General features: G+C 65.2%; 15 protein-coding genes. 8 read left to right on the top strand and 7 right to left on the bottom strand.

Going from position 1 to position 16,983, the window contains the following annotated elements; genetic code table 11:
- Positions 1–23: 23 nt before the first annotated feature.
- Complete coding sequence (locus tag XI02_RS28700; RefSeq protein ID WP_016843453.1) at positions 24–347, bottom strand: DUF1476 domain-containing protein; 324 nt, start codon at positions 345–347, stop codon at positions 24–26.
- A gap of 349 nt (positions 348–696) precedes the next feature.
- On the opposite strand from XI02_RS28700, the gene purC reads away from it, so the two are divergent.
- Genes purC through XI02_RS28675 form a run of 5 tightly spaced genes read left to right on the top strand, consistent with a single transcriptional unit; the run spans position 697 to position 3,654 of the window.
- Positions 697–1,464, top strand: coding sequence for a phosphoribosylaminoimidazolesuccinocarboxamide synthase (gene purC, locus XI02_RS28695; protein ID WP_016843454.1), 768 nt, complete (start codon positions 697–699; stop codon positions 1,462–1,464).
- Positions 1,465–1,479: 15 nt separating this feature from the next.
- Positions 1,480–1,722, top strand: a complete 243-nt coding sequence (gene purS / locus XI02_RS28690; protein WP_057018386.1) for a phosphoribosylformylglycinamidine synthase subunit PurS — start codon at positions 1,480–1,482, stop codon at positions 1,720–1,722.
- An 11-nt stretch (positions 1,723–1,733) separates the two neighbouring features.
- Positions 1,734–1,988: a hypothetical protein gene (locus XI02_RS28685; RefSeq protein WP_057018387.1), complete on the top strand. Its 255-nt coding sequence runs from the start codon at positions 1,734–1,736 to the stop codon at positions 1,986–1,988.
- Complete coding sequence (gene purQ, locus XI02_RS28680) at positions 1,985–2,686, top strand: phosphoribosylformylglycinamidine synthase subunit PurQ (protein ID WP_016843456.1); 702 nt, start codon at positions 1,985–1,987, stop codon at positions 2,684–2,686. The genes XI02_RS28685 and purQ overlap by 4 nt, the downstream gene beginning before the upstream one ends.
- Positions 2,687–2,691: 5 nt before the next feature.
- Positions 2,692–3,654 carry a tripartite tricarboxylate transporter substrate-binding protein gene (locus XI02_RS28675; RefSeq protein WP_172647676.1) on the top strand — a complete coding sequence of 321 codons (963 nt, stop codon included), beginning with the start codon at positions 2,692–2,694 and terminating at the stop codon, positions 3,652–3,654.
- A 186-nt stretch (positions 3,655–3,840) separates the two neighbouring features.
- Here XI02_RS28675 and XI02_RS28670 read toward each other — a convergent pair whose 3' ends face one another.
- The 3 genes from XI02_RS28670 to XI02_RS28660 form a co-directional block, all read right to left on the bottom strand.
- Positions 3,841–4,764, bottom strand: coding sequence for a DMT family transporter (locus tag XI02_RS28670; RefSeq protein WP_194483237.1), 924 nt, complete (start codon positions 4,762–4,764; stop codon positions 3,841–3,843).
- 300 nt (positions 4,765–5,064) lie between these two features.
- Positions 5,065–7,299, bottom strand: coding sequence for an alkaline phosphatase family protein (locus XI02_RS28665; RefSeq protein ID WP_038380634.1), 2,235 nt, complete (start codon positions 7,297–7,299; stop codon positions 5,065–5,067).
- Positions 7,300–7,549: 250 nt separating this feature from the next.
- Positions 7,550–8,029: a PaaI family thioesterase gene (locus XI02_RS28660; RefSeq protein WP_172647678.1), complete on the bottom strand. Its 480-nt coding sequence runs from the start codon at positions 8,027–8,029 to the stop codon at positions 7,550–7,552.
- 173 nt (positions 8,030–8,202) lie between these two features.
- On the opposite strand from XI02_RS28660, the gene purL reads away from it, so the two are divergent.
- On the top strand, positions 8,203–10,434 hold the full coding sequence (gene purL, locus XI02_RS28655; RefSeq protein ID WP_172647679.1) for a phosphoribosylformylglycinamidine synthase subunit PurL: 2,232 nt from the start codon (positions 8,203–8,205) through the stop codon (positions 10,432–10,434).
- Between the two features lie 100 nt (positions 10,435–10,534).
- On the opposite strand, the gene XI02_RS28650 is transcribed toward purL, so the two are convergent.
- Both XI02_RS28650 and soxR read right to left on the bottom strand, forming a co-directional pair.
- The gene (locus tag XI02_RS28650; protein ID WP_016843463.1) at positions 10,535–10,795 is read right to left on the bottom strand and encodes a GlsB/YeaQ/YmgE family stress response membrane protein; all 261 of its coding nucleotides are present in this window, start codon (positions 10,793–10,795) and stop codon (positions 10,535–10,537) included.
- A gap of 107 nt (positions 10,796–10,902) precedes the next feature.
- Positions 10,903–11,379: a redox-sensitive transcriptional activator SoxR gene (gene soxR, locus XI02_RS28645; protein ID WP_172647680.1), complete on the bottom strand. Its 477-nt coding sequence runs from the start codon at positions 11,377–11,379 to the stop codon at positions 10,903–10,905.
- Between the two features lie 163 nt (positions 11,380–11,542).
- Here soxR and XI02_RS28640 point away from each other — a divergent pair, with 163 nt between their 5' ends.
- On the top strand, positions 11,543–12,658 hold the full coding sequence (locus XI02_RS28640) for an efflux RND transporter periplasmic adaptor subunit (protein WP_172647681.1): 1,116 nt from the start codon (positions 11,543–11,545) through the stop codon (positions 12,656–12,658).
- 28 nt (positions 12,659–12,686) lie between these two features.
- Positions 12,687–15,767 carry an efflux RND transporter permease subunit gene (locus XI02_RS28635; protein ID WP_172647682.1) on the top strand — a complete coding sequence of 1,027 codons (3,081 nt, stop codon included), beginning with the start codon at positions 12,687–12,689 and terminating at the stop codon, positions 15,765–15,767.
- On the opposite strand, the gene XI02_RS28630 is transcribed toward XI02_RS28635, so the two are convergent.
- Positions 15,768–16,952 carry an acyltransferase gene (locus XI02_RS28630; protein WP_172647683.1) on the bottom strand — a complete coding sequence of 395 codons (1,185 nt, stop codon included), beginning with the start codon at positions 16,950–16,952 and terminating at the stop codon, positions 15,768–15,770. It abuts the gene before it with no gap.
- Positions 16,953–16,983: the final 31 nt, after the last annotated feature.

Here is a 16,983-nt window from a genome sequence, read left to right as displayed (position 1 = left end):
GAGTTGGCCCGTGTCCCGGGAACTCAGCTTCCCGCCTTCACCTGCGCCGCGGCCACCGCCAGCAGCTCGTCCATCTTGGCGCGGATATCGCGCTCGGTGACGGCCTGGCCCTTGGCGGTGAGGTCCTTCAGAACCTTGTGCAGCACGTCGTTATCGCCGGCTTCCTCGAAGTCGGCGGCGACCACTTCCTTGGCATAGGCGCTGGCGGCATCGCCTGTGATGCCGAGTTTCTCGGCGGCCCACAGGCCGAGCAGCTTGTTCCGGCGGGCTTCAGCCTTGAACTTCTGCTCCTCGTCGAGGGCGAACTTCTTCTCGAAACCTTCCTCGCGCTTGTTGAATTCGCTCATGGCTGAAGTTCCAATTCCCTTGCTGAATGAGGGCCGCCGCGCGTTGCGGCAGCCCCGATGCCTGCCTAGATAGGTAGGAGGAATCGGCAAGACAACGAGCCGTTAAGCCGCAGGCAAAACTGGCAGAATCGGCCCCTTATGATTGGGCGGTATAAGTGCCCTCGAGGGGGCACTATCGATTGTGCCGGATGAGCCAATCGGATAGGTTGCCAACAGGCATGGTTCTTGTTCTGTTTCCAGTTGGATTACCCAGGTTCCAGGCCTCCGCGGCAGCTCCGTCGTGGGTCGTAACCCCAAGTCATCCGGAGCACCCAAATCCATGGATTTCAACAAAACACGGTACATCCCAATGAGCCGTCGACGCCGTATTTATGAAGGCAAGGCCAAGGTGCTTTACGAAGGCCCCGAGCCGGGAACCCTGATCCAGCACTTCAAGGACGACGCGACCGCGTTCAACGCCAAGAAACACCAGGTAATCGAGGGCAAGGGCGTCCTCAACAACCGGATTTCGGAGTACCTGTTTCAGCACCTCAACGACATCGGGGTGCCGACCCACTTCATCCGCCGCCTCAACATGCGCGAGCAGCTGATTCGCGAAGTCGAGATCGTGCCGCTCGAGGTGGTGGTGCGGAACGTCGCCGCCGGCTCGCTGTCGCAGCGGCTCGGGATCGAGGAGGGCACCCAGCTGCCGCGCTCGATCATCGAGTTCTATTACAAGAACGACCAGCTCAACGATCCCATGGTGTCGGAAGAGCACATCACCGCCTTCGGCTGGGCGACGCCCCAGGAGATCGACGACATCATGGCGCTGGCGATCCGCGTCAACGACTTCCTGACCGGCCTCTTCCTCGGCATCGGCATCCGCCTCGTCGACTTCAAGATGGAGTGCGGGCGGCTGTTCGAGAACGAGATGATGCGGATCATCGTTGCCGACGAGATCTCGCCGGACTCGTGCCGGCTGTGGGACATCAAGTCGAACGAGAAGCTCGACAAGGACCGTTTCCGCCGGGATCTGGGTGGCCTGCTCGAGGCCTATACCGAGGTCGCGAAGCGGCTCGGCATTCTGATTGAAAACGAGCGGCCGGCCGGCAGCGGCCCGGTGCTGGTGAAGAGCTAAGCTGAAGGGGCGACCGTGAAGGCACGTGTGACTGTGACATTGAAGTCGGGCATCCTCGATCCGCAGGGCAAGGCGATCGAGGGCGCGCTGAAATCGCTCGGCGTCGACGGCGTCGCCAGCGTTCGCCAGGGCAAGGTGTTCGACATCGAGCTCGCCGCGACCGACAAGGCCAAGGCGGAGGCGGCGCTGAAGGCCGCCGCCGACAAGCTGTTGGCGAATACCGTGATCGAGAACTACGCGATCGAATTGAAGGCTTGAGGGCAAGCAATATGGCCGACGTGACGATGGAGCTGATGTTCGAAGTGATGAAATCGGTCCAGGCGCGTTTGGCTCAAGTCGACGGCAAGATCGATGAGTTGAAGCAGGAAATGCAGGCATCGCGAACGTCTCAGAATGGTATCCGCCAGGAAATTACCGGGGTGTTCCAGGAGATTTCCGGTATTCACGCAACGCTGGTTCGCCACGAAGGGCGTCTTGACCGCATAGAGACACGTCTCGAATTGAACGAAGTACCAACTCCATGAAATCAGCCGTCCTCGTCTTCCCCGGCATCAACCGCGAGCGCGACATGGCGCGCGCGCTCAAGCTCGCATCCGGCAATGAGACCGCGATGGTCTGGCATGCCGAGACCGCGCTGCCCAAAGGCACCGACCTCGTGGTGGTGCCGGGCGGCTTCTCGTATGGCGACTATCTGCGCTGCGGCGCGATCGCGGCGCGTGCGCCCGTGATGGACGCGGTGCGGGACTTCGCAGCCTCGGGCGGGCTCGTGCTCGGCGTCTGCAACGGCTTCCAGATCCTCTGCGAGTCCGGGCTGTTGCCGGGCGTGCTGATGCGCAATGCCGGGCTGAAGTTCATCTGCCGCGACGTGCATATGCGCGTCGAGCGCTCCGACACCCCGTTCACCCGCGGCTACAATGCCGGCCAGGTGATCCGCGTGCCGGTGGCGCACGGCGAAGGCAATTACGAGGCGGACGAAGAGACCCTGAAGCGGCTCGAAGGCGACGGGCGGGTGCTCTACCGCTACTGTTCGCCGGAGGGTGTGGTCGACGAGGCCTCCAATCTGAACGGCGCCGCGCATTCGATCGCCGGCATCGTCAACGAGCGCGGCAACGTGCTCGGCATGATGCCGCATCCGGAAAACCACGTCGAAGAGATCATGGGCTGCACCGACGGCCGCGGCCTGTTCGCAGGGCTGGTCCAGCAGTTCGAAAAGGCGGCGTAACGATCATGCTGCGGCGGTGGTGCGTTGCCGCGGCTGCGGCGCTTGTGCTTGCGACGTCGGCCTACGCCCAGGACTTCCCGAAGCGTCCGATCACGATGATCGTGCCGTTCACGGCCGGCGGCACCTCCGACGTCATCGCCCGCGCAGTCGCCGACCAGATGGGCGCTGCGCTCGGCCAGAGCATCATCATCGAGAATGTCGGCGGCGCCGGCGGCTCGACCGCACTCGCTCGCGCTGCGCGCGCCGAGCCGGACGGCTACACCATCGCGATCGGCAATGCCGGCACCAACGCCGCGACCTACACGATCTATCCGAAGCTGCCGTTCACGCCCGAGTCCTTCGCGCCGATCGCCGTGGTCGCCAAGACCTTCGGCATCGTCGCGCTGCGCAAAGATTTTCCGGCCAAGGACCTCAAGGAATTCATCGACTACGCCAGGAAGAATCCGGGCAAGGTCAATCTCGGCCATGCCGGCGTCGGCTCGTCGAATTACCTGATCTGCAAGAGCTTCGTCCATGCCGCCGGCATCGACGTGCAATTGGTCGGCTATCGCGGCGCGGCGCTCGCGCTGACGGATGCGATCGGCAGCCAGATCGACGGGGTCTGCGATGCCGCCGCCTCGGTGTCGCAGGCGATCGACGACAGACTGGTGAAAGCGGTCGTGGTCGGCTCGACGGTACGCCTTGCGTCGTTGCCCGAACTGCCGACCTCGGCCGAGGCCGGACTGCCCGAGTTCGAGGCGCAAGGCTGGAACGGCCTGTTCGCGCCGAAGGGCACACCGCCCGAGATCATCGCCAAGCTCAACGCCGCCGCGCGCGCCGCGGTCGCGAGCGAGGCGGTGAAGAAGCGCTTCGCCGACCTGTCGACCGTCGCCCCCGACGCCGATGAGCTCGCGCCCGAGGTGCTGCAGCAGCTGGTGACTCGTGACGTCGCGAAATACCGCACGCTGCTGGCGGACGACAAGAAGTAGCGGCTTCGCGGTGCGGCCGGACGCGCGCAGCAGAAGCGGCTGTCGGCTTGAGCTGCGATAGATGTATGTGACTCGTCATTGCGAGCGGAGCGAAGCAATCCATCGTGCCGCAAGTGGAGATATGGATTGCTTCGTCGCTGTCGCTCCTCGCAATGACGTCGGCGGGCTGTGTACAAGTACCCGCTTCTACCGCCTGCGCAGCCAGCGCTTGACCGCTTCGGCGGGCACCGTCATCGCGGCGACGCCGGCCATGACGAGCAAGAGGCCGAGCGCGAGATTCGACGGCACGGATTCCCCGAGCAGGATGACCGACAGCGCGACGCCGATCGGAATGCGAAGATAACCTTGCGCATTCGTCGTCAGCGTGCCGAGCCGCGTCAGGCACATGTAGAACAGCATCAGGCCGAACGCGCTGGAGAAGATGCCCATGACGACGGTGGCGACCAGCGCCTGCGGCGTCGGGTGCAGCGTCCAGGGATGGTCGACGATCAGGGCGACCGGCAGCAGCACGGTGCCGCCGAACAACAGCGAGCCCGCCGCGACCACCATCGGATCATAGTCCGACAGCCGAAGTCCGAAGATGGTGGCGCAGGCGAACGAGACGGTGGCGAGCAGGATCGCGATCTCGGCGAAGATCTCCTTGCCGAAGCCCGAGAGCGCGTCGAGGCCGATGATCGCGACCGTGCCGGCGAGGCCGAGGATCGCGCCGAGCAGCTTGAGCAGCGAGGCCGGCTCGTGCCGCGTGATCGCCCAGGTGATCAGGAAGGCGAAGATCGGCGTCGTCGAGGCCAGCACCACGGTGTTGGATGCCGGCACGTAAAGCTGCGCCCAGGTGATCACCAAAAACGGGATCGTGGAGTTGATGGTCTGCTGGAAGGCGAACAGCTTCCAGGCCTTGAGGTCGGTCGGGATGCGGATGTGGCGCATGCGCAGCACGATGAGCAGGAAGGCGGCGGCCACCAGCGAGCGCGCGGAAATGAAGGTGACCGGCGGGATCGAGCCGAGCCCGATCTTGGTCAGCGGGTAGGTCGAGCTCCAGCAGCACGCAAGCGCCAGCAGCAGCGCATAGTCGCGCCAGCCGCGCGCGCCCGGCGCCGACGGAGCGGGCATTCTCGCGGGAGCCGTCACGCCCGTCCTGGCTCTTGGTCTGAGCATGATCTCCGCGTCAACGCGTTCCGCGTTTGTCGCGAGAGAAAGCCGTTTCGAACTTTTCCGGATGATTCTCTGACTGTGCTCTGCGGCACCTTGATTGGCTCCCTTCGCGCATTGGCGCGCGATGGAGCGAATGTAGCTTGGCGATGGGACGAAAGGCTAGGGGCGACGGATCAGGCGCGCAATCCCGAGCCGGATTTGTGCAAGCTGGAAAAATCGACGGACGCGGTCTAGCGTCCGTCGCGCGGAATTTAAATCCTAGCGCAGGACCTGGCCCAGCACCTCGCCGTCGACCTGCTGCGGTGCCGAACCGAGGATCCGCATGATGGTCGGCGCCACGTCGATATTGCGCATGTGCCGCACCACGGTGTCCTTGCGGATCTGCGGCCCCGCGGCGATGAACGTCGCGCTCATCACCGGAAGTTCGGGGTCGTGACCGTGGGCGCCATAGAAGTTCGGCATCGACAGCATGGTGGTTGCCGCGTTGAACGGCGCGTCGCCCTGGCGCGCGACGCCGGGGTTCTGGATGCCGTCGAAATTGTAGCCGGGCGCCATCAGCGCGAACACGTCGCCATAGTCCTGGCCGATGGTCTTGCTGATGCATTGTCCGGTTCCGGCGTCGCATTGCAGCGGCCGGGTCTCGACGACGGTGAAGATGCGCTGCTCCTTGAGTGAGTAGTTGAAGCGGGCATTGGGATCGACCGCGTTCTTCACCGCGTCGGTGATCTGCGCCACCAGTGTGCGGTAGGTCGCGAGATCGACGGTGCCGCCGAGCTCGCGGTTCTGCAGGTTGATGTAGATGTCGGCGGCGGGGCCGGACGTGCGGATCCCGACCTTGCTGGTGTCGATACCGGCGTTGCGCAGGATGTTGGTGAGATTGACCGAGGTGTGGAACGGCGCGAAGCCGTGGTCCGACACCACGATCACGTTGCTGTCGCGGCCCGCCGCGTCGGCGATCTGCTTCACCGCTCTGTCGGCCGTCTGGTAGGCGAAACGGATGTAGGACGCGTAGCGCTTGACCTTGGCGGCATCCTGGTTGGCGCCGATCGAATTCGGGTCGGTCGGGTTGGTGCCCTGGCGGGGATCGGTGAGCAGGAACTGGTGCTCGGAGCCGTCGGGCTGCTCGATATAGACCATGACTAGGTCGGCGTCCGGATGGGTCTTGATCGCGCGCTCGCCGATATTGGCCTGGTAGCGCACGAAGGTCTTCACCATGTCCTCGAACATCGTCTCGATCTCGACGTCGGGGAAATTGGTGAAGCCCGGGCTCAGGCGCTCCGGAATGCGGAAGTCGGCCTGCGGACGCCAGAACCCGATGTTGTTGTTGATGTCGTCGACGTCGGCGAGAACCGGCGTGTTGCGCGGGATGTAGTTGGCGCCGTAGCGGGCGAAGCGTACTATCGAGAGATCGGGAGACAGCGCAGAGACGAAGTACGCGGCACCAACCTTCGCCCCGCTGCCTTCGAAGAAGAACGGTGCGTTCTCGCCGCCAAACTTGACATAGGCCGGCCCGGTCGACGGCGCGTGGAACGGGCCTGCGGTGATGCCGCGGTTGGCATCGAAGAACACCAGCGTGTCGTAGTTCACCTTGCGATCGTTGGTGGTGTCGATCGCGGCCACGCGGATCGAATATTTGATGTCGAGCGTCGAGGCGTTGGTGCAGGTCGCGGTTGCCGCGGCGGAGCAGGAGAACGTCTCGATCGGTGCCGAGGTCACCAGCACCGGGCTGAATGAGAAATGGCCGGCAGCCTGCAGCGCCGCCACGATGCTCGGGTCGGCCGTGAAGTCGCCTCGCGACAGCGAGAAGCCCTGGGCCCCGATGCCGCCGAACGCGCCGAACGGGACCGTGAAGTCGGTGATGCGGGTCGGCTGGGCCGGCTGCACCACGGTCTTGTTGATGGAGATGTCGGCGCCGTCGCCGCCGGGCCAGGTCGCCGTGACAACCTTCTTGCCCTGCTGGCGCAGCTGCACCCACAACGGCACCGCCGTCGGATGCGGCGATGGCCCGAGCGGGTTCTCGCTGTAGCCGCCGATCGGGGCCGCAAAGCCGCTGATGCTGCCGGAGATCGGCCCGACGATCGGCTCGAACGTGTTCGAGGGGATGTCGTTGTGGACCGCCGTCGAACCGGTCGCGATCGCAATATGCGACACCGCGGTGAGCGACGGTGACGCCGTGACGTTCTGCAACGCCACTGCGCCGCGCCGGCTGAGCCGGGCGAGGCCGCCGTCGCGCGGCAGCACGCCTTCCTCGATGAATTTCTGGATGAAATCTGGCTTGGCACCGTCGAGCGAGATCATCACCACGCGCGGCTTGCGGCCATGATGACCACCGTCATGGTCCTGATCCTGATCGGCATCGTGACCGCGAGAATCGCCAACGCCGCGATCGCCATTGTCGCCGTCTTGACCGGCGCGCGCCGCAGTTGCAGTCCATGCCAGCGACGCGACAAGCGACATCGCCGTCGTAACGGAAACGAAAGTCTTCAATTTCATGAGGATGCCCCAACATCGCTGCGCGAACGCACAAACGGAAACCGTTCAGCAATCTTCGAGGGCTTGCCTGACGCGCATGTGACGCGCGCGCGACGACGCAACGACAGTGCGTCGATGCGTCACAACGGCAGTTCGTATTGCCTCACGCGAAGAACGTGCGTGAACACAACGCGCTAGAGCTGTGCCGTCGATTCAATCCATGCCGATGTAACGGCTGGACGACGGCGTGCGTCCACAGACGTCACACGCTTTACGCCGTTGCCTCCGCCGGCGCCCTGCGCTTCACCCGCTTGATGGTGCCGGAGAAGGAGAACAGCGGCCGCTCCGCCGATGTCAGCATGCCCCGCACGAAGATCAGCGACATGCCGGCACGGGTGACCTCGCCGGTGCACTCGATCAGATCGCCCTCGCGGGCGGCGTCGAGGAATTCCGAGGCGAACGACACCGTGACGCCGGGGCCCTGGAGCACCGAGCCGGCGAGCGCGAACAGGCAGTAATCGGCGAAGGTCATGAAGCAGCCGCCATGGACGTTGCCGGAGCCGTTGAGGTGCTTCTTGCCGACCCGGAACGCGCAGGTGATGCGGCCGTTCTCGTCCATGCGGTGGTAGAACGGCCCGGTATGGGTCTCGAAATTGTCCCGGGTCCAGGTTCGCCAGCCGGCGAATTCGCCCTCGGTTTCGACGTGCAGGTCGGGGCGGCGGTTGAATGCGGTTTTGGCGAGCTCGTTCACGAAATATGGCCTTCAATTATCGGGTTCGGGTCCTTAAATCCGATCCATCCCCATTGTGCAAATCCCGGGACCAAATCCCAGGCCGCGGCCAGCTGCCGCAAAACTCTGGACAGGCCGGAAATGGGCCCTAAAAGGCCTTTTCGCCCCCGTTCTATCTACCTATTAAGGGTCCCATGAACGCGCCCAAGAACGACCCCAGGAACGAGCCCCAAATCACCCCCGAACTCGTCGCCGCCCACGGGCTGAAGCCGGACGAGTACGAGCGGATCCTGAAGCTGATCGGGCGGGTTCCGACCTTCACCGAGCTCGGCATCTTCTCGGCGATGTGGAACGAACATTGCTCGTACAAATCGTCGCGCATCCATCTGCGCGGGCTGCCGACCAAGGCCCCCTGGGTGATCCAGGGTCCCGGCGAGAATGCCGGCGTGATCGACATCGGCGACGGGCAGGCCGTGGTCTTCAAGATGGAGAGCCACAACCACCCGAGCTATATCGAGCCCTACCAGGGCGCGACCACCGGCGTCGGCGGCATCCTGCGCGACGTCTTCACCATGGGCGCGCGGCCGATCGCCTGCCTGAACGCGCTGAGCTTCGGTGCGCCAGAGCACCCCAAGACCCGGCATCTGGTGTCCGGCGTGGTCGCGGGCGTCGGCGGCTACGGCAATTCCTTCGGCGTGCCGACGGTCGGCGGCCAGGTGCGTTTCCACACTCGCTACGACGGCAACATCCTGGTCAACGCGATGGCGGTCGGCCTCGCCGACGCCGACAAGATCTTCTACGCGGCGGCCTCCGGCGTGAACATGCCGATCGTCTATCTCGGCTCCAAGACCGGGCGAGACGGCATTCACGGCGCCTCGATGGCCTCGGCCGAATTCGACGACGCCTCAGAGGAGAAGCGGCCGACCGTGCAGGTCGGCGATCCCTTCGCCGAGAAGCTCTTGCTGGAAGCCTGCCTCGAGATCATGGAAAAGGGTTGCGTGATCGCGATCCAGGACATGGGGGCGGCGGGCCTGACCTGCTCGGCGGTCGAGATGGGCGCCAAGGGCGATCTCGGCGTCGAGCTCGACCTCAGCGCGGTGCCGACCCGCGAGACCGGCATGAGCGCCTACGAGATGATGCTCTCGGAGAGCCAGGAGCGCATGCTCATGGTGCTCAAGCCCGAGAAGGAAAAAGAGGCCGAGGCGATCTTCCGCAAATGGGGGCTCGATTTCGCTATCGTCGGCTACACCACGCCGACCAAGCGCTTCGTCGTCAAGCATGCCGGCGACGTGATGGCCGACCTGCCGATCAAGGAGCTCGGTGACGAGGCGCCGGTCTATGACCGTCCGCACGTCGCCTCGAATGCGCTGCCGGTGATCCGCGGCCAGGACGTCAAGCCGCCGCTCGGCATCGCGGACGCGCTGGAAAAGCTGATCGGCACGCCCGAATTGTGCTCGAAGCGCTGGGTGTGGGAGCAGTACGACCACGTCATTCTCGGCAATACCATGCAGCGCCCCGGCGGCGATGCCGCGGTGGTTCGCGTCGAGGACGGGCCGAAGGGCCTTGCGCTCACCGTCGACGTCACGCCGCGCTATTGCGAGGCCGATCCGTTCGAGGGCGGCAAGCAGGCGGTGGCGGAAGCCTGGCGCAACATCACCGCGGTCGGCGGCCGGCCGCTCGCGATCACCGACAATCTCAACTTCGGCAATCCTGAACGGCCCGAGATCATGGGCCAGTTCGTCGGCTGCCTGAAGGGCATTTCGGAGGCCTGCCGCACGCTGGATTTCCCGGTCGTGTCCGGCAACGTCTCGCTCTACAACGAGACCAACGGCCGCGGCATCCTGCCGACGCCTTCGATCGGCGGCGTCGGCCTGCTCGACGACTTCACCAAGTCCGCGACCCTGGCATTCAAGGCGGCCGGCGAGGCGATCCTCCTGGTTGGCGAAACCCAGGGCTGGCTCGGCCAGTCGGTCTATCTGCGCGACGTCTGCGGCCGCGAGGAGGGCGCTCCGCCGCCGGTCGATCTCGCTGCCGAGAAGCGCAATGGCGACGTGGTGCGCGGCATGATCCATGCCGGCACCGCGACCGCGGTGCACGACGTCTCCGACGGCGGTCTTTTGATCGCGCTCGCCGAGATGGCGATCGCGAGCGGCATCGGCGCGCAGCTGCTGGCCGCGCCGTCCTCGATCGTGCCGCATGCCTATTGGTACGGCGAGGATCAGGCCCGCTACGTCGTCACCGTGCCAGCCGCCGACGCAGGCCTCGTGCTGGCCAAGATGAAGGGTGCCGGCGTGCCCTGCGCGCGCATCGGCACCACCGGCGGAGATGCGATCGCCGTCGCCGGCGAGGCGCAGGCATCGATCGAGAGCCTGTCGCGCGCCTTCGAGCACTGGCTGCCGAACTATATGCGCGGTACCGCCGCCTGATCCGAGCGAATCGGGCGCTGCGGCGCATAGCAAAGATCTCAATGGCGCGATGAACCCTTCATCGCGCTATTTCTTTTCCGGGCATGATCCGGATCAGGCCTTACGTCGCGCCGCGGACCGCGCGCCAGGCAAAGATGATGATGCAGGCGCCGATGAAGCCGGCGACGAGATAGCTGAGCCAGCCTCCGCCGAGCGACACGCCGAGCAGACCCAATAGCCAGTTCGCCAGCGCGGCGCCGACGATGCCGAGGATGATGTTCATGAAGATGCCGGTTCCGGACTTCATGAACATCTCGGCGAGCCAGCCCGCCAGCCCGCCGACGATGATGGCGGCGATCCATCCAACTTGTGGGTCGTTCATCTCAGGACTCCCTAGGGTCAAGCAGTCCGGCCAGCATACCCGAGAATCACCTGGCGGGATGTGACCAAAGGCAGGTTGTGCGCAACTTGTCGGCCGCGAAAATGCCGTCAGCTCTGCCGCTTGCGTCGCGCCCGGCGTTCGGCCGCGGTGATCAGGATGCGCGGGCCCGGCCCCTGGGCGCCGAGCTTGTCGTCGCAATTGCGCAGCGGGCAGTCGGTCACCGACAGGCAGCCGCAGCCGATGCAGTTGAACAGCTTGTCGCGGAGGTCGGTGAGATCGTTGATGCGCTGCTCCAGCGTCTCGGTCCAGGCGCGCATCGCGCGCTCCCATTCGCGCACGGTCGGCGCGCGATCGAGCGGTATCGCGGCGAAGGTCTGCCTGATCTCTTCCAGCGGGATCCCGGCGCGCTGCGCGATCCTGATCACCGCGATCCGCCGCAGCACGCCGCGCATGTAGCGGCGCTGGTTGCCGCCGGTGCGCCGGCTCGCGATCAGCCCTTTGCTCTCGTAGAAGTGAAGGGTGGAGACGGCAAGTCCGCTGCGCCGCGCCACCTCGCCGACTGAAAGCTCCTGCGCAAGCGTCATTGACTGGCAATCCCGGATTGGAAGTCCTGCATTGCAGGTCTTGCGTTAGAAGTCTTGCAAGCTGCCAGCCTTGACCTCAACCATACTTGAGGTTCTATATCAGTTGCGGGCTTGCAGGGGCAAGCTTCCGGCCGACACGCCGGGGTTCGTTCTTGGAAGTGATATGCCGTCCGCATCATTGTCGTCGCGCCGCTGGCTCGGGCTTCGTGCCAAGCCGTTCGGCATTGCCGTTCTGTTGCTCGTCTGTGCCGCGGCCGGCTTGTTTGCCTGGCGCGCAGGGGGATCCAGCGCCTCGGCCAAGCCCACCGCCGAAGCCCCGCCGACGCCGGTGGCGGCGATGGTGGTGCGGGCCGAAACCTTGCCGCGGTCGATCGAGGCGATCGGCTCGCTGCAGGCGGTACGGCAGGTGATTCTGGCGCCGGAGGTTGCCGGCCGCGTCACCGCGATCAATTTCGATGCCGGCACCGATGTCGCCGAGGGCGCGCCGCTGGTGCAGCTCTATGACGCGCCGCTGCGCGCCGCGCGCACAGTCGCGGTCTCCAAGGGACGCTTTGCACAGCTGCAGGAGAAGCGCTCGCAGGGCCTCGCGCCGTCCGGCTTCGTGACCCAGGAGACGCTGCAGCAGCGGCAGGAAGATCTGAAGCAGGCCGACGCCTCGCTCGACCAGCTCGATGCGCAGATCGCGCAGATGACGATCCGCGCGCCGTTCGCGGGCCAGGTCGGACTGCGCAAGGTCAATCTCGGCCAATACGTCAATGCCGGCGATGCGCTCGCGACGCTGACCGCGCTCGACCAGCTCTATGCCAATTTCACCGTTCCGCAGCAGCGCCTGTCAAATCTGAGGGTGGGAGGCGCGGTGACGATCCGTACCGACGCTTTCCCCGATCGGGTGTTCGAGGCCAAGATCAACGCCATCGAGCCGCAGGTCGCCGAGGACACCCGCAATGTCCTCGTGCAAGCCCTGTTTTCCAATCCCGACCGGCTGCTGCGGCCGGGCCTCTTCGTGATGGTGAACGTCGTGCTGCCGCCGCAGCCGGACGCCATCGTGGTGCCGGTCACCGCGATCCAGACCAGCGCATCCGGCGAGAGCGTGCTTGTCGTGCGCGACAACAAGGCGGTCGGCGTCGCCGTCAAGACCGGGCAACGGATCGGCGAGCGTGTCGTGGTGGAGCAGGGCCTTGCACCCGGCGATCACATCGTCACCGCGGGCCAGCTCCGCGTCATGCCAGGCGCGGCCGTCCAGACGACCATGGCGGAGACGCCGGAGAAGGGACGCTAGCCCCGCGAGCGGCGCCCGAGGAATCAATATGCATTTCACCGACATCTTCATCCGCCGGCCGATTCTGGCGACGGTCGTGAGCCTTCTGATCCTGTTGATCGGCACCGCGGCCATGGTCTCGCTGCCGGTGCGGCAATATCCCAGCATGGAGAGCGCGACGATCCAGGTCGACGTCTCGTTCCCCGGCGCGACCCAGGACGTCATGCAGGGCTTCGTGACGTCCGTCATCGCGCAATCGATCGCGACTGCCAACGGCATCGAGTACATGACCTCGAACTCGACGCTCGGCCTCAGCCAGATCAAAGCCAAGCTGGTGCTCAACGCCAATGCCGACCGCGCCATGACCGAGGTGCTCGCCAAGGTGCAGCAGGTCAAGTACCGGATGCCGGCCGGCGTGTTCGATCCTGTCATCACCAAGATCACCGACGGCGCGTCGGCGGTGCAGTACATCGCCTTCACCAGCGACACGCTGACGCCGGCGCAGATTACCGACTTCGCGACCCGCGTGGCGCAGCCGCTGCTCACCTCGGTGCCCGGCGTCGCGTCGGCCGACACCTCGGGCGGATCGTCGCTGGCGATGCGGGTGTGGATCGATCCGTTCAAGCTCGCGGCGCGCGGGCTGACCGCGGCCGATATCTCCGCCGCGCTGCGGTCCAACAACGTGCAGGCGGCGCCGGGACGGTTGCGCGGCGAGATGACCGTCACCAACATCACCGCGGCGACCGATCTGCGCAATCTCGACGATTTCCGCAAGATGGTGATCAAGACCGGCGCCGGCGGCGGGGGCCTGGTGCGGCTCGGCGACGTCGCGACGCTCGAGATCGGCGGCGAGAATTACGATTCCAATGCGCGCGACAGTGGCAGGCCCACCGTCTACATCGCGGTGCAGCCGACCCCCGACGGCAACCCCTTGGAGATCGTCGCCGCCACCGCCAAGGTGATCGAGGACCTCAACCGCGTGGCACCGCCTGGTTTGAAGGTCGCCGACGTCTTCAACATCGTGCACTTCGTCAAGGCCTCGATATCGGAGGTGCAGCATTCGCTGGCCGAGGCGATCGCGATCGTGGTGGTGGTGATCCTGCTGTTCCTGGGCTCGTTCCGCTCCGTGCTGATCCCGGTCGTCACCGTGCCGTTGTCGCTGGTCGGCACCGCCGCGATGATGCTGGCGCTCGGCTTCTCGATCAATCTCCTGACCCTGCTCGCGATGGTGCTGGCGATCGGGCTCGTGGTCGACGATGCCATCGTCGTCGTGGAGAACATTCATCGTCACATCGAGGAAGGGCGGAGCCCCGGCGACGCGGCCCTGATCGGCGCACGCGAGATCATCGGTCCCGTGATCGCGATGACGATCACGCTCGCCGCGGTCTATGCGCCGATCGGCCTGATGGGCGGCCTGACCGGCAGCCTGTTCCGCGAATTCGCCTTCACGCTGGCGGGCGCGGTGGTGGTCTCGGGCGTCATCGCCCTGACCTTGTCGCCGATGATGAGCGCGCAGCTGCTCGGCGAAGCCACTTCGCACGGCCGGTTTGCCCGCTTCGTCGAGCATCAGTTCTCAAAGCTGTCGCGCGGCTACGGCCGGCTGCTGGCCGCGACGCTCAAGATGCGCGCTGCAGTGCTGCTGGTGGCATTCGGCGTGCTGGCGGCGATCGTGGTGCTGTTCCTCGGCAGCCAGCGCGAGCTAGCGCCCTCCGAGGACCAAGGCTATGTGTTCACCGTGCTTCGCGCGCCGCAATATGCCAGCGTCGACTTCACCACGCGCTCCTCCGACCAGATCGAGAAGCTGTTTCGCTCGTTTCCCGAATATCACGCGAGTTGGTTCATCAACGGTACCGACGGGCAGAACCACGCCTTCGGCGGCATCACCCTGACCGATTGGGACAAGCGCAAGCGCTCGGCCAACGACATCCAGAACCAGCTCTACGGCATGTCCTACGGCGTGCTCGGCGCCAGCGTGACGCCGTTCCAGCCGGCAGCGCTGCCGGCGGCGACCGGCGGCCTGCCGTTCCAGATGGTGGTGCGCTCGGCCGGCGATTTCGCCACCATCTATCGGGAGGTCGAGACGCTGAAGCAGGCTGCATGGAAGAGCGGGCTGTTCGCCTTCGTCGACAGCGATCTCGCCTTCGACAGCCCGACCGCGCGGATCACCATCGACCACGCCAAGGCGGCCGAGGCCGGTGTCAGCATGCAGACCATCGCCGAGACGCTCGCGGTGCTGGTCGGCGAGAACTATGTCAACCGCTTCAATTTCTTCGAACGCTCCTACGAGGTGATCCCGCAGGTGCGCCAGGCCGACCGGGTCACGCCCGAAGGGCTCGGAAACTTCAACGTCCGCTCGAGTTCGGGGCAGATGTTCCCGCTGTCGACGGTGATCAAGGTCAACGTCAAGCCGGAGCCGAACCGGCTGCCGCAGTTCAATCAGATGAACGCGGCGACGATCTCGGCGGTGCTCAAGCCCGGCGTGACCATGGGGCAGGCGGTGTCGTTCATGCAGGTGCAGAAGCTGTCGCCGGGCATGACGGTCGACTGGCTGTCGGACAGCCGGCAATATGTGCAGGAGGGCAACCGCCTGATCGTCACCTTCGGCATGGCGCTGATCGTGATCTTCCTGGTGCTGGCGGCGCAGTTCGAAAGTTTTCGCGATCCGCTGGTGATCATGGTGACAGTGCCGCTCGCGGTCTGCGGCGCGCTGCTGCCGCTGTATTTCGGCTTCACCACGCTGAACATCTACACCCAGATCGGCCTCGTCACCCTGATCGGGCTGATCTCCAAGCACGGCATCCTGATGGTGAGCTTCGCCAACGAGATCCAGCATCATGAAGGGCTCGACCGGGTCGCCGCGATCCAGAAGGCGGCCGCGGTGCGGATGCGGCCGGTGCTGATGACGACCGCCGCGATGGTCGCGGGCCTTGCGCCGCTGCTCTATGCCGACGGCGCCGGCGCGGCGAGTCGCTTCGCCATCGGCATCGTGGTGGTGATGGGCATGCTGATCGGCACACTGTTCACGCTGTTCGTGCTGCCGACCTTCTACATCCTGATCGCCCGCGACCATCGCGCGGCGGCCGCCCCGCGGCTGGAAAGCGTGGCGGCGAGGGGCGAGATCGCGGCGTGATTAGAGCACGTATCTCGAGCCGGGAATCTTGCGCAGCACGGCCGTGACCGCCCAGCTCAGCGCCACGGTGGCCAGGAAGGCGATCGCGGCCTTGGCGAAGGCCGGCAGCTCCATATCGAACAGCCAGTATTGCAGCCACAGCACGATCGGATAGTGCACCAGGAACATGCCGTAGGCGTCGCCCTGCATGCGGTCGAGCAGCGTCGGCCCCGACGATTTCGATTGCAGGAAGTAGGCCAGGATCGCGAACAGGATCGAGGCGCTGAACAGCACATAGAAGCTGCCGTAGATCCCGAGATACCAGCCGGGCAGCGGATCGGGGTTACCGATGATCATGCGCTTGATGTAGATCATCACCCACATCAAACAGTAGGGGATCAGCGTGATGCCGGTCCAGAACCAGCGCCTTTCGGTCAGCCGTCCATGCGCGCTGAGCAGGCCGCCCTCGAGGTTCGCCGCCCCGATTCCCGCGCCGATGAAGAAATAGGACGCATACAGCAGCACGCGGCTCGCCTGCACCGAAAACGGTCCGAACTCGAACCAGTAGTTCTGGCCGTAATGGATCAGCATCGGCAGGTAGGCGGCGGCACTGACGATGACGAGGAACAGCCAGAACTTCGAGGGACGTTGAAAACCCTTGATCGACAGACGGTTGATCGGATCGAGCAGACGCGGCGACACCCGGTACAGCAGACTCGCGGTGAGGTCGAAGGCCATCAGGACATAGACGAACCAGATCGGACCGCTCGGCCATGGTCCGACCGTCATGGTTTTCCACCAGAACTCGGAGAAGGTCAGCCCCGGCGTCTGACGCAGCGCGATCGCGTAATAGGCGAGCGGAATCACGCTGACCGCGCAGATCACGAACGGCAGGCCGAGCCGCAGCAGCCGGTCGCGCAGGAAGATCAGCCATGGCTTGTTGCCGAGCCCCGGCCAGACGAACAGCCCCGACAGGAAAAAGAACATCGCCATGAAGAAGCTGTCGGTGGCGAGCACCACGCAGTCGAAGCCGATCCACGATGTGGGATCGGTGTGCCCGAAATAGGTGTAGGGGATCACCGCGTGGTGCAGCAGCACGACCAGGGTCAGGAAGGTGCGCGCGCGGTCCAGCGCGACATTGCGCTTGTGGAGCTTCGGTGCTGCCTGGATGTCGACGGCCGGAGCCGCGTGAGCAATCGATTTCATGGTGCCACCAGCCGGGTCTGCAGCCTGATGT

It is taken from the genome of Bradyrhizobium sp. CCBAU 21365, from assembly GCF_015291305.1.
Classification (GTDB): Bacteria; Pseudomonadota; Alphaproteobacteria; order Rhizobiales; family Xanthobacteraceae; genus Bradyrhizobium; species Bradyrhizobium elkanii.
Note: the sequence above shows the minus strand (reverse complement) of the source record. Positions and strands in the feature narration are given on the sequence as shown.